10 protein-coding genes are annotated in these 13,073 nt (G+C 36.4%); 4 read left to right on the forward strand and 6 right to left on the reverse strand.

Annotated elements, in window-relative coordinates; translation table 11 throughout:
- Positions 1 to 128: 128 nt before the first annotated feature.
- On the forward strand, positions 129 to 1,841 hold the full coding sequence (locus MT390_RS03400; protein WP_499439609.1) for a hypothetical protein: 1,713 nt from the start codon (positions 129 to 131) through the stop codon (positions 1,839 to 1,841).
- 213 nt (positions 1,842 to 2,054) lie between these two features.
- Here MT390_RS03400 and lhpI read toward each other — a convergent pair whose 3' ends face one another.
- Together lhpI and MT390_RS03410 are read right to left on the reverse strand one after the other, a co-directional pair.
- Complete coding sequence (gene lhpI, locus MT390_RS03405; RefSeq protein WP_499439611.1) at positions 2,055 to 3,002, reverse strand: bifunctional Delta(1)-pyrroline-2-carboxylate/Delta(1)-piperideine-2-carboxylate reductase; 948 nt, start codon at positions 3,000 to 3,002, stop codon at positions 2,055 to 2,057.
- 170 nt (positions 3,003 to 3,172) lie between these two features.
- Positions 3,173 to 3,703: a paraquat-inducible protein A gene (locus MT390_RS03410; protein ID WP_499439613.1), complete on the reverse strand. Its 531-nt coding sequence runs from the start codon at positions 3,701 to 3,703 to the stop codon at positions 3,173 to 3,175.
- A 669-nt stretch (positions 3,704 to 4,372) separates the two neighbouring features.
- Here MT390_RS03410 and dgcN point away from each other — a divergent pair.
- The 3 genes from dgcN to MT390_RS03425 all read left to right on the forward strand — a co-directional run bounded on the left by dgcN (position 4,373) and on the right by MT390_RS03425 (position 7,345).
- Positions 4,373 to 5,377, forward strand: a complete 1,005-nt coding sequence (gene dgcN / locus MT390_RS03415) for an N-acetyltransferase DgcN (RefSeq protein WP_499439615.1) — start codon at positions 4,373 to 4,375, stop codon at positions 5,375 to 5,377.
- A gap of 10 nt (positions 5,378 to 5,387) precedes the next feature.
- Positions 5,388 to 6,365 carry an N-acetyl-D-Glu racemase DgcA gene (gene dgcA, locus MT390_RS03420; RefSeq protein WP_499439617.1) on the forward strand — a complete coding sequence of 326 codons (978 nt, stop codon included), beginning with the start codon at positions 5,388 to 5,390 and terminating at the stop codon, positions 6,363 to 6,365.
- Between the two features lie 122 nt (positions 6,366 to 6,487).
- Positions 6,488 to 7,345 (forward strand): D-amino-acid transaminase, encoded by an 858-nt coding sequence (locus tag MT390_RS03425; protein WP_499439618.1) that lies wholly within the window; start codon positions 6,488 to 6,490, stop codon positions 7,343 to 7,345.
- A gap of 251 nt (positions 7,346 to 7,596) precedes the next feature.
- Here the strand turns inward: MT390_RS03425 and MT390_RS03430 are convergent, their stop codons facing one another.
- The 4 genes from MT390_RS03430 to MT390_RS03445 form a co-directional block, all read right to left on the reverse strand.
- On the reverse strand, positions 7,597 to 9,498 hold the full coding sequence (locus MT390_RS03430) for an RCC1 domain-containing protein (RefSeq protein WP_499439619.1): 1,902 nt from the start codon (positions 9,496 to 9,498) through the stop codon (positions 7,597 to 7,599).
- 353 nt (positions 9,499 to 9,851) lie between these two features.
- Complete coding sequence (locus MT390_RS03435; protein WP_499439621.1) at positions 9,852 to 11,858, reverse strand: CHASE2 domain-containing protein; 2,007 nt, start codon at positions 11,856 to 11,858, stop codon at positions 9,852 to 9,854.
- A 13-nt stretch (positions 11,859 to 11,871) separates the two neighbouring features.
- A complete protein-coding gene (locus MT390_RS03440) occupies positions 11,872 to 12,459 on the reverse strand; it encodes an OmpA family protein (protein WP_499439623.1) in 588 nt (195 codons plus the stop codon).
- Positions 12,460 to 12,463: 4 nt separating this feature from the next.
- Positions 12,464 to 12,916, reverse strand: a complete 453-nt coding sequence (locus tag MT390_RS03445; protein ID WP_499439624.1) for a FecR family protein — start codon at positions 12,914 to 12,916, stop codon at positions 12,464 to 12,466.
- Positions 12,917 to 13,073 lie beyond the last annotated feature (157 nt).

Genomic DNA, 13,073 nt, shown 5'->3' on the forward strand with positions numbered 1-13,073 from the left:
GATAGAGTCATACATTGAGATGAAGATGTAATATATGCTCTAATTAAAATTTAAAGATTAACTCAAAGCTATGAAAACCATATTCTATAGCTATCAAATACTCTTAATTTATAGGTAATCTACGAAATATGCAGCTAGCAACACTATTAAGAAATATGCTACTAGGTGAAGACCATTCAGGCCGTGCAATAGACTTTGCGAAAATAAGTAAATGTCCTAAGGCAAGTTTTTTCTCTTTAGATCTAACTGATGGTGATAATCAATTATTACGACATTTGATATGGCCAATGAATACGTTCCATATTATCGCGAAAATTCTCGATACACATGATGTATACCAAAAGATTGTATCCATAGAAAATGAAACTGATTATTTGGTACAGCTTAAAACAGGAAACCACGCGATAAACTGGTCAGAGTCTCTACTGAATACATCAAGATCTGATAAAATCACTATAAGCTCCAGATTTTATGAGCTATTGTACGAGTTGTTTGGTCCCGCCAAGGTAAAGACTCAAGTTGAGGAGTTAATTCAAAATACTAATTACTTAAAGTTACTTTTTGAATTGTATATAGCTTCCGACGAATGCGCATACAGAATCCAAAAAGAGATGTATAAAACAGATAATAAGTTAATCCGCACATATGTAAAATCACTAATTAAAGAAAAAGATACTTCAATTATATATAGCTTATCTCAATGTGATCAAAGTAATGGAGTGATTCAATTTAAAAGTCAAACTCCACAAGCAGGAATATCACTCAATAGCTTAAGTCATGACTTAGCATACATTAAACCAGGTATTGAAATACCAGCTTTAGTTGGAAAATCATTTCAACCACATGAACCAAAATATTATGATATTTTAATTCTACCTTGGCCTTTAGAGGTTAAGGATGATTTTTTCAAACAAGACAATAAAGCTTCATTACAAATGGGGGAAGAATTTGGTTTTTTTGAATATGTCAATAAGCAGAATATTACTTATCAAATGATTGTATATGCAATCGAATCAGCGGAAAAAATACCTGACCTTGTAGTAATTCCCGAGTGTGTAGTGAAATCTGAACACAAATACCTTTTACTTAATGGTATCAGAGAGTATTTTACAAATATTAATATCCAACCTCCTGTTATTATTTTTGGTGTTTTCGGAGAAAGTAATGCAACTACAACTTACGGAGAGAATAGCTTAGAGTTACTTTATCTAAACAGATTTATTAACGATTATATTGGAGAAAATCAGGCAAAACATCATCGTTGGGCTCTAGATTCTACCCAATTAAAAACTTATGGACTAGATAAAGTATTGAGTACCGATAAAGTTAAATGGTGGGAAAATTGCTTAATCGGCGATCGAAAACTGATTTCATATAGAGATGAAAATATTCATATATGCCCATTAATCTGTGAAGACTTGGCAAGACAAGATCCTATAGCGCCAGTAATAAGATCATTAGGTCCAGACCTTGTTGTTGCCCTTTTATTAGATGGACCACAGATTGTAACACGTTGGCCTAATAGATATTCATCTGCTTTAATAGATGATCCTGGTTCAAGTGTTTTATCCATTTCACCATACGGAATGACGCAAAGATCAACAAATGAAGGAAAACACCCACCCAGCTCCAATGTAGCTTTGTGGAAAGATCCAGTGGAAGACAAAGAACTTACATTAGAACCAGGAAAAATAGGTATTATGTTAAAACTAAATTTAATACAACAAAAACAATGGTCAGCAGATGGAAGAGCTAAAAATAAAAGCAGATTATTTTATGCTAATCATACTTCAGTTGGCGACATGCAAAGTCTTTATTCCATAATGGATGATAATACTTAAAATAGTATCTATTAGGCATGCTCCCTAGTTTATTTAATCCCAAATAAGTTCAACGAACATTCAAAAACTAAACAAAAATCTGATTATCCTTAACGAATTAAAATATAAATTTACATCTCAGCTTGACCGGGACTGCTAAGGGGCCAATAAGCCCCTATAATATATTAAATTAAACGAACATCAGATCAATTTGTTAATATTGCTAAGGCAAACTTACTTTTGTAATAACTGGTAAACATGATAAGCACTAGCAACATCAGCAAGTGCTGTGCCTACTGACTTAAATAAGGTTATTTGGTTATTATTAAACCTGCCATTAACATCACCTGTGCAAAGCTGTGCAAGTTCGCCTTTGACATGTGTCTTTTCTATGTGACCTTCAGATAATGGGATTAATACTTCCCCTGCTTCATGAAAAACATTAAGGCAACTATCTGCAATAACATAAGACATTTTTACCGTTTCAGTATCACATTCACGACAGGTTTGATGGTGATTGCCCACTAAATCAATATGCGTACCCGCCGCTATTAAAGCGCTATCAAATAATGGAGTTGGGCTACCTGTCGCACAACTTACGATATCAACATGGCCGATCACTTCTTCATATTTATCGCAAGCTAATACCGTTAAGTCTGGGCGAGCAGCTTTAATTTTATCAATGGTTTTTTGTACCTTCTGCTCACTACGCCCTTGTATATAAATGTTTTTTAAAGGACGCACTGTTGCATGGGCTAATGCCATATAAGGTGCTAATTCGCCAGTACCAAACAATAATAATGAACTAGCATCCTCACGTGCCATCATACTACTTGCCAAACCAGAAATTGCAGCAGTACGCCAATAGGTTAAGCTAGTGCCATCAACAAGGGCTAATGGAGATCCGGTTTCTCTAGAAAAGAGTAATACCTGTGCGGCTACCGTTAAGCGCCCTTTTTCTGGATTTTGTGGATAGTGAGTAAAAGATTTAACACCAAGCACATCCTGTGTCCATGCGGGTAATACTGCAAAAGTATCGTGCTTTGCTTCGCTACCACCGGGCAATGGGTAAATTTGTCGCTGAGGCATTCCAAAATCGGCACTAAAGGCATCTTTGAGAGCGGGAATAAGGCGCTCAAAAGATAAGACTTGTTGCACTTCTTCACCATTAATTATTTTCATTTTTATCCTTATCCTTTGTATAAGTTATCTTTTAATAAGTTATTTTTACTTGCTTTGTTTCTATTTAAGCTGTGTTTAATGTCAGCGTTCTTTAATTCAGGTATTTTTAATTCGACTATTTTAAATTCAGCTACCTTTTATGATTATTTATTCTTCAATAATATATGTCATCACGCTTTGTTACGTTTTTCACATCCGTTTGTTTCTGTGGTTAATTTAGATACTTTACTGGTGATAAACATTAACAATAATACAGCAAGACCGAATAAATAAAGGCCTACATGTACTTGAATACTGGCAATAACACCTAGTTTTACAGTGACGATCAGCATGGCAACCACCATCACATCCAACATCGTCCACCTTCCATACTCGTGCATCAGATAAAGTAATTTTTTGTATTGTTTGGTGGTGGTTATGGTTGATTGTAATAACAAAAACAGAAATCCAATTTTAAAGATGGGCAATACCACACTGAAAATTCCAACGATCATGAAAATTAATATTTGTCCCTCATTAATAAGCTCGGCCAAACCAGAGATAATGGAAATGGAGTTGTTTATCACCATAAACTTAGAAATAGTGATCATCGGGAGAAACAAACCGAGTAAAAAGAACAAAGTCGCCACCATTAAAAGCCAGCGTAATGCCGTTACACTCGATAAAACGGCATTAACTCGGTAAGCATAATTTTGTAACATTTATAAATCCTGTTTTCTGTTATCCCCTACTTCCAATGATTTGGAGTCGTTATGTTTCGACTAAAGAATCTGGATATTTTTTAACGACGAGGGCTATTGCGGTAAACATTATCACATATGCTTTATAAACTAGATGGATGCTTTAGATGAGAATACTAAACGCAGCACTTAACTCCGTAAGTAAAGTCGTCTTTAAAGTATCAATATGTCAAAACATTACACACTGCACTAACGCACCAAAACAGCACTAAAATTAAATTTAAGATCCAAAATGGTGCGCGTCATCACTTTTTTAAAAATTATTCAAATTAATAAACAATAACTTAGATTCAAGTAATAAACCATCTTACCTTTTTGAAGCTACAGATAGTAAAAATACGCTTCAGTATAAAACACTAAAAATGTCGAACAAAACGAAATTAAAAACTACCGAAGTAATTATATTTATGCATAACAGTTTTTTGTTCTGTTGTATTTATTCAGTTGATTTATCTACAAAAAATTCACATTTATTTTTATAGAGGATAAGTTAACTAATATTTATTTTTGGCACAAAAGGTGCTGTATTAAATTTAACTGACTGATGATAAGTTCCGTATTTAGTCATTTCAATGAGCAACTAAACGTTAACCAATGAGGTTAGTTTTACTACTAATAGGAATTAGAAAAATGGAAATTAAAAAACCTTATTTATTATTTTTAGGTGATGCACAAGATCCTCTTGCAGCAAAAGTTGCTCAGGGTATTAGCCAATGGCATCCAGAGTATTGTGCTGGTCAATTTCGCATGGAATCATGTGTTGCTGATTGTGGTTTAACAGATATGGATATTGCACAGGCAAAAGCAGCGAGCGTTAAAACATTAGTGATTGGCGTTGCTAACCGTGGCGGTATTATCTCTGATCAATGGATATCTATTCTAACGCAAGCACTTGAAGCGGGTTTTGACCTTGCAGCAGGCCTGCACAATAAATTGAATGATATTCCTGTACTTAAAACATTAGCAGACAGCTTAGGACGTGAATTGTTTGATGTGCGCTTTCCTACACAAACATTCCCTGTGGCAAGTGGTTTAAAACGCACTGGTAAACGCGTTCTTCAAGTTGGCACTGACTGTTCAGTGGGTAAAATGTATACCGCTTTAGCACTTGAAAAAGAGATGCTTGCACAAAATATGAATGCAAGTTTTAGAGCAACTGGCCAAACGGGTATTCTTATTAGTGGCTCTGGCGTGAGTATTGATGCAGTAGTTGCTGACTTTATTTCTGGCGCGGTAGAAACTATTGCACCAGATAATACGGAGGATCATTGGGATGTTATTGAAGGTCAAGGTTCTTTATTTCATGCTTCATTCTCAGGTGTTACAGCAGGTTTGATCCACGGTTCACAAGCTGATGCATTGATTTTATGTCACGAACCTACGCGTGAACATATGCGCGGTTTACCGACGTATCCATTACCTGACTTAAAAACCTGCATGGACCTTAATTTGTCTTTTGCTCGACTTACCAATCCGAATGTGAAATTTGTTGGTATCTCTGTTAACACATCCAATTTATCAGAAGCTGAAGCGGAAAAATACTTAACAGACATTGAAGCCAAATTTGATTTACCAGCAGTTGATCCTTTCCGTGAAGGTGTTTCACGTATTGTAGAAAAACTGAAAGCTATTTAGGGGTTTTAATATGAAGGTTAAACTTGTTAGCGAGAGCTTCCTTATTCGCGGTACTTTTACGATATCACGAGGCAGTCGAACCCATGCCAACGTAGTTGTCGTTGAATTACAGCAAGGTGAATATATCGGTCGTGGGGAATGTGTTCCCTACGCGCGCTATGGTGAGTCTATTGAATCGGTACTCGCTGAACTTGAAACCTTGGTCGCTAAGATTGAATCTGGTTTAACCCGCGAGCAGATGCAATCTTTATTACCAGCAGGTGCTGCTCGTAATGCTTTAGATTGTGCTTATTGGGATCTAGCCTGTAAACAACAAGGGCAACGTATTTGGGAGCGTATACCCGTTGCGCAACCAATATCATTGACCACTGCTTTTACTCTTTCTCTTGATACACCAGAGCGCATGAAAAAAGCTGCAATCGACAATGCGCATCGTCCACTATTGAAACTTAAATTGGCGGGCGAAGGTGATATTGCACGAGTAACGGCAGTTCGCGAAGGTTCTCCAAAGGCACGTATTATTGTAGATGCAAATGAAGGTTGGGATGAAGCTTTGTATATAGAAATCGTTCCAGAATTGGTCAAACTCGGTGTTGAAATGATTGAGCAACCTTTCCCTGCTGATAATGATACTGCATTGGAACATCTACCAAGACCCATCACGCTATGCGCCGATGAATCTTGCCACGACAGAACCAGCTTGCCAAAAATAATCGGTCGTTATGACATGATTAATATAAAACTGGATAAAACCGGTGGTTTAACTGAAGCACTCGAACTTAAAAAAGCAGCGCAACAAGCAAATCTACAGATAATGGTTGGTTGTATGCTTGCCACTTCTTTAGCGATGGCACCTGCATTTGTTATTGCACAAGGTGTTGATGTTGTCGATTTAGATGGGCCTTTGCTACTAGCTGAAGATAGGGAGTCGCCTTTTACTTTCACCGAAAGTTTAATGCACGTTTGTGATGCTGATCTGTGGGGGTAAACGCCCACTTTTTTATGACAATAGTAATAGCTTTATAAAAAGAGTCATTATTTTGTGGCAACAGTAACTATTTTATAACAAGAGTAATAATAAAACTGTTGTTACCTAACGAGGTATAAATTATGGAACGTATCGTCTACTTAGATGGTCAATTTATTAACGAAAGTGAAGCAAAAGTTTCTATTTTCGATCGTGGTTTTTTATTTGGCGATGCGGTTTATGAAGTGACTGCCGTCCTTGATGGTAAGTTAGTTGAAAACGAGGGGCACATGCTTCGTTTACAACGTTCATGTAACGAGTTACAAATTTCATTACCCGTTACGACTGAAGAAATAACGACAATTCAAAAAAGTTTAATTGAAAAAAACAATCTCAATGAAGGTGGTATTTATCTGCAAGTAAGCCGAGGCTCTGCAGGTGACCGCGACTTTGGTTACCCTTCGGGTATTAAACCAACATTGGTTTTATTCACGCAAGCGCGCTCATTACTTGATACGCCAAAAGCGGTTAAAGGCATGAAAGTGATCACCATCGAAGATATTCGTTGGAAACGTCGTGATATTAAAACCGTTAGTCTACTTGCACCGTGTATGGCAAAACAAGCAGCTATCGATGCAAAAGTTGACGACGCATGGCTTGTTGAAGATGGTTATATAACCGAAGGTAGTTCAAACAATGCCTATATCGTTACTCAAGAAGGTGTATTGGTAACTCGTCCATTAAGTAATGATATTTTGCACGGCATAACGCGTAAAGCTTTATTAGAGCTTGCAGAGAAAGAGAAAATTACTATTGAAGAACGTCTTTTCACCGTTGCAGAGGCGTATCAAGCAAGTGAAGCCTTTGTGAGTTCGGCGACGACTTTTGTTTGGCCTGTTGTTGAAATTGATGGAAGAACAATTGGGACAGGTGCTCCTGGCCAAGTTGCCAATAAGTTACGTCAAATCTACATTGAATTAGCAAAAGAAACTGCAGAATAATGTTTGTTGCTTGTTAATTATTGTTGATGCGCTTTCCTGTAGAACAACTTGATTTGCGCGCAGAAATATTTATCAACTCAGTAAAAACTAAACACAAGTTCCCACGGTGATCCAAGAAAGATCCGTGGGAACTTATTGAAATGTAGCTATGAAATATAGATACAAAGTAATATTAGAAAACAATATTAGAAAACAATATTAGAAAACAACAACATAATCTAATACTACAAACTAATACTACAAAATAAGAATCAATTTACACTTGGTGTCACTGTAACTTCAACGGGAGTGTAACAAACCGAAGCAGAAGCTTCTTCACCATATAATGTCGCGTTAGTTGCCGCACATACATCCTGCGAAGCTGATAATCTGCCATCGCTGGTCGACCCCCAAGCATAAACAACATTCTGATCTGTGACAGCAAAGTGACTTGAAGTATTGGCACTAAAAGAGGTAATAAAGAGCTCGTCTAAAGCAGCTACTTTAACCGGTTCAATTGCAAGTTGGCGTTCAATACCACTAACATCAGTTTCGTAGCCATTCGCCATATAACCCGTTCCCATATCACCCCAAGAATAAATGTCACCGTTCAAACTTAAAGCCTGTGCATTACGACTGCCACCTTGAAAACTGATCAGTCGATCATCACCCATTGTTGCTGATCCTGTAGATAAATTAGTGATGACTTCGGGTATCAAAATATTTGCAATATCCGAGACTTTATAGACAAAGCCTGTACTTGTCGGCGTACCTTGCGCTAAAGCACCATAGCTATTATTGCCCCAACCATAAACGATACCCACATTATTAACGGCAAGGCCAAAGTCAGCACCTGCTTCAATAGCAACAATATCTTTCCCTTCAAGAATTTTTAAAGGAGTAGATCGGTCAACACTAGTAGACCCGTCTCCCAGTTCACCACCACTAGAGTTATTACCCCAAGAGTATACATCGCCTTTATCTGTCAACGCATAAACATGGATATCACGTATTGCTACATCAACTACCACTTCATCTTCCGGTATAAGCACTAAACCAAAAGTACTTTGATCATCAGAAGAGTCATCAAGTCGTCCTAGTTGCAAATTGCCATTATCTCCCGCGGAATAGAGCTTGCCAGAACGTGTTACCACAAAGCTACTATTACTTCCCGATGTTGCATAAACAGCTAGTTCTCCATTTGGTAATGTTACTTCAACAGGAGTAGTGACAGGGTTTTCGTTGCCTGTTCCTAGTTCACCACTAAAATTGGGGCCGAAAACAAACAATCTACCCTCGGCTGTTACTAGCGCACCATCTACTTGGTCTGTTGAAACACTTTTAAAATCTAATGATTGATCACTTAATGACATCCAACCTGAGTCGGCATTATAGAGCCCGTATTGGCGCGTAATATTGCCTTCGATATAACATTCATTCTCAGCGTCGGTTAAGGTGTCTTTACCCTCTTCATTTAGTTCAGTACCTGGCTCTAAATCCATATCAGATTCACGACCTAACTTGAGACGTAATTCACTACCGCAATATCGACTTGGAGATTCGGCATAAACAATCCCAGCATAGTTTTCACCAAAGCTGAAAGGTTTGCCTGCTGGAGATAAACCGAGTGTGTGATGGTTACCGGCTGATAAGATGATATTACGATCAAAATTCATCCATTTTAGATATGCATAAACTTTAGCATCGCCTAGCGTATCGATAATATCTGAATATTCACCGTCAGTAATATCTGCAAACGTTGTGCTTGTTTCGTTGAGATCCGAGATATCTAAAGCCAATCCATTGTATACATCGTTGTCTTCATCAAGTGCGATCATTGCTTTTAATAATTTAACACTTTGTGTTTCTTGGTATCTTTGCTCACCGACGAGTGAAGCTAGTTTAATATTGGCACTTGTCTCAACTTCATTAAGGCTATATTGCCCTAAGCTAAAGGTGATCGTCTCTCCATTTCGATATTCAAATGAGCCGGTTTCATCGGTTGTTCCTGATATAGTTTCAGTTTCATATTTTAGACCTGAAACAGGCACTTCTAACTGCCCTAAGGAAATAGGGGCTAGCACTTCGACTTTTTCAATAGAGTTATCGTCACAAGCCGTGGTTAGTGCAACCGCTGTACCCAATATAAAAACGTGCTTTAATCTTTTGTCCATACTGATAATACCTTCCCTATATTTTTACATTCAAAGTAAACTTAATGATAATCAATCGCATTGTAAGTCATTGAATAATTTAAATCTAGTTTTAAGCTCAATAAATGAATAAGAATCATTAACAATAATCCGTGTGCATATATGGTGATAAAAATAGTTTCAGGAAGTTTGGAAAATGGGAAGTTGAAGCAGATAAAAATATGCAATCAAGTTTTTTTATTTTATTAGCGATGTAGAAAAAGGTCAAAAACTGAACATAATTGTATTAACTTTTGACTAACGTTTAGACAGTTAAAAGCTAAGTTAATGGGAGTAGAGTGAATGGAAGCTACGAGAACAATAAATACGTTGAATTAATCATCGATAGTTTTTGCGATATAAAGTAAATCTTTTTTTATTTCAAAAAATGCTTCGACAACATTAGGATCAAAGTGGGTACCAGCCCCCTGTTTAATATAGTCAAATGTATCATCAAGACTTACCGCCTTTTTATATATTCGCTTATTAATTAACGCATCAAAAACATCTGCTATTGCCATCACTCTTGCTGAAAGAGGTATCGCTTCACCTTTCAACCCTAACGGGTAACCTTTACCATCCCACTTTTCATGATGATAATTTGCAATTTCAATTGCTATTTTTAGGTATGGATTAGGACCCACTTTTTGTATTGTTTGCCTTAGGATATCACCACCCAATGCAGCGTGAGTGCGCATAATAACAAACTCATCTTCTGTTAATTTTCCTGGTTTAAGTAGAATATGATCTGGAATTCCAACTTTTCCAATATCATGCAGAGGCGCTGCTGCACATAAAAATTTAATGTAGTCATCGTTAATTTGATCTTTGTATTGTTGTTTTGTTTGTAGGTGCTCGATAAGGGCTTTAACATATAATCTTGTTCTAATTATATGCCCGCCAGTTTCAGAATCTCGTAATTCAGCGACCGTTGCCATGCTATCTATAATCGATAGATTTGCTTTAGAAATTGAATTAAGCACAGATACTAAATGTTTTTCAGTTGTATAATATTTTAAAGCACTAACCACAATATAAACGGTTAGTAAGCTAACAACGGATAGGAATGGAGAAAAATATATCTGAAAGTTATACAGTAAAATCGCTGGTGAAATGATTAAAAAGCTAAGTAATGAAATAATGAAAAAGTTATAAAATGAGGCACCTTTTTTAAAAATCAATATGGAAAGTAAAGTGCCAAATACAAAGATGATCATCATTTCAAGTAGTTCAAACCAAATTGGTATTCTCAAAACATCATTATTTAACACATTATCTATTAACGTTGCATGCGATTCGATATTAGGAAAAACAGGGTCTAAATGAGTGTTAACAATATCATTCAAGGCTGATGCTGTTGCACCTAATAAAACAACTTTGCCCATGAAGTATTGTGAAGGGATTGTCCCGCTGAGTAACTTTAAAATTGGAATAGTCTGATAGTGTCGCCCTTTTCCCCTAAAGTTGATCAGCGCATTACCCTCGTTATCAACGGGAATTTGATAGTTATTTAATTTAACCACATTGCCTAGGCTATCATGATCAATTTCAAAGTCAGCCCCCAAAAGCACCATTAACCCCGCCAAAGATAAACTCGGTAATAGTTTATCTTTGTATTGTTTTATAATTGATGTACGTCTCAATAAGCCATCTGCGTCTATCGTTGCATTGATGAAACCTATCCCAGCACTATTTTCAGAAAAGGAATTTAATGGACAAATAATCCCTTGGTATTGTGCTTTGTCCAGGTTAAGTTTTTTGTCGCCATTAAGCTTTTTGTAATAGTTGTGCTGATTATGATTTTCTTGTTTAAAGAAACGGTCATAACAAAACGCTTCTTTGTAAACTTTATGTTGTGTTAACACTGATGGAAGGATTACAGGAGTATTTTTAATAACCTTTGCAAAGTACACATCGTTATCTTTTAACGCTTCCGGAATCTCTTTTAAATTGAGTTGTATGCCAAACTCAGTGGCAAATAAATCCTCGATATTAACTAATGATGAACGATCTTTTTCTGCAAGTAATATATCAACTAAGACAGCAGATGGTCTTCCATCAAGGATCAAACGTAATGCTTCAGCTAGTCGGTACCGGGGCCATGGCCACTGCCCTAGAGCTTCTAAACTTTGATCATCAACATCAATAATAATAATGTTTTTTACGGCGGTTGTTTGAGGGTAATAACGATTGTATAAATCGTAAACTTTCCAATCGATTGTTCTTTCATTGAGGGAGGTTGTGATTGCATAGTAAGCAAATGAAAAAGAAATCAGAAAGCCCATTAATAATGGTAAGAATTTTGATAACTCTTTAAAATAAGACAAAGAGAATATCTTCATTGTTTAAGTTCCATTACCATATTTCTACTTCAACGCATCTATTTTTAGGCTCTATCTCTTTTCCTGATTTAACTAGCGGGTCGTTTTCTCCATGGGAATCAATTCTGTATTCAACATCTTTGATATTCTCTGATTGTAATAAGTTTGCTACAGCAGTGGCTCTTTTCAAGGAAAGCGCTAAATTATATTCACTACTACCAGCAGCATCAGAATGACCAATAATATTGATAATCGGCGAGCTTCGGTCATTAGCCGTTGCTATAATTTTGTCGATTAATAACTTCGATTCACTGAGTAAATCAGCGCCATTGTTTTCAAAATAAAGCAAGAAGGTCTCAGATTTTTGGGGTTGTATTGCAAATAAAGAGGCATGCTGTAATGTTATTTTTTCAAGGTCAACAGCTTTAGGTGCTGTAGGACGAGCCGATTGTGAAGCTACCGCTACAGCATCCCCGGGTTTATCTACAACCTGGGTACCTGACTCATTAAAGACGGTAATTTGGCTGTTTTCTTTTTCATCGGGCAATAAAGTGACTTTAGTGGTTGTTGGGATATTCAACAACACTACAAATACAACTGAAATTATTAGAAATAGTTCCATGATGTTAATCTACCTCCACTAAGAATTTTGTTCCGCGGACACCAATAGTAGCTTCAGGTGTTTGTACTTTAATTGACTCTGGAGATAACGCGCCTAGTTTGCCTGATGTATAAATAGCCGAACCATTATTGAGCATGACATCAAAAGCGTAACTTTTTTCTTTAGGTGAAAAGAGATAACGATTGATAATCACCTGAGAACTAGGGCCAATTGACAGTTGAGTTCCATCAATGAACACAAGTCCAATATTACCGTTCTTTTCAGTCTCTATTACATACCCTTCGTAAATTTTATCATTTAATTTAGCATCAAATTTTGTTGAGCTTTCTTGAATGATTACTTTTCCTTGCACTGTTTTTACTGTGCCAATAAAAGTAGTGTTGGCTAACGTTGAAAAACAAAATAGAGAAAATAAAGAAAAAGTTAATATAGTACGAGATAACATCATAGATACCATATAATTACCTTTTAAAATGATGTTTATTAGATAAATTTAAGATAACAGAAGTTTTAGATAATACAACAAGATTGCTAACTATATGTGAAGTTATTATTACACATATTTATCGTTATTATGCGCGTTTAAAGCTTTGACTATCATTCTTGCATTAACT

This window comes from Vibrio sp. 2-Bac 85, assembly GCF_037546705.1.
GTDB lineage: Bacteria > Pseudomonadota > Gammaproteobacteria > Enterobacterales > Psychromonadaceae > Psychromonas.

What these genes read in the sequence shown, in the direction of transcription:
- MT390_RS03400 (WP_499439609.1), top strand. Translation starts at nt 129, where the DNA reads ATGCAGCTAGCAACACTATTAAGAAATATGCTACTAGGTGAAGACCAT.
- lhpI (WP_499439611.1), bottom strand. Translation starts at nt 3,002, where the DNA reads ATGAAAATAATTAATGGTGAAGAAGTGCAACAAGTCTTATCTTTTGAG.
- MT390_RS03410 (WP_499439613.1), bottom strand. Translation starts at nt 3,703, where the DNA reads ATGTTACAAAATTATGCTTACCGAGTTAATGCCGTTTTATCGAGTGTA.
- dgcN (WP_499439615.1), top strand. Translation starts at nt 4,373, where the DNA reads ATGGAAATTAAAAAACCTTATTTATTATTTTTAGGTGATGCACAAGAT.
- dgcA (WP_499439617.1), top strand. Translation starts at nt 5,388, where the DNA reads ATGAAGGTTAAACTTGTTAGCGAGAGCTTCCTTATTCGCGGTACTTTT.
- MT390_RS03425 (WP_499439618.1), top strand. Translation starts at nt 6,488, where the DNA reads ATGGAACGTATCGTCTACTTAGATGGTCAATTTATTAACGAAAGTGAA.
- MT390_RS03430 (WP_499439619.1), bottom strand. Translation starts at nt 9,498, where the DNA reads ATGGACAAAAGATTAAAGCACGTTTTTATATTGGGTACAGCGGTTGCA.
- MT390_RS03435 (WP_499439621.1), bottom strand. Translation starts at nt 11,858, where the DNA reads ATGAAGATATTCTCTTTGTCTTATTTTAAAGAGTTATCAAAATTCTTA.
- MT390_RS03440 (WP_499439623.1), bottom strand. Translation starts at nt 12,459, where the DNA reads ATGGAACTATTTCTAATAATTTCAGTTGTATTTGTAGTGTTGTTGAAT.
- MT390_RS03445 (WP_499439624.1), bottom strand. Translation starts at nt 12,916, where the DNA reads ATGGTATCTATGATGTTATCTCGTACTATATTAACTTTTTCTTTATTT.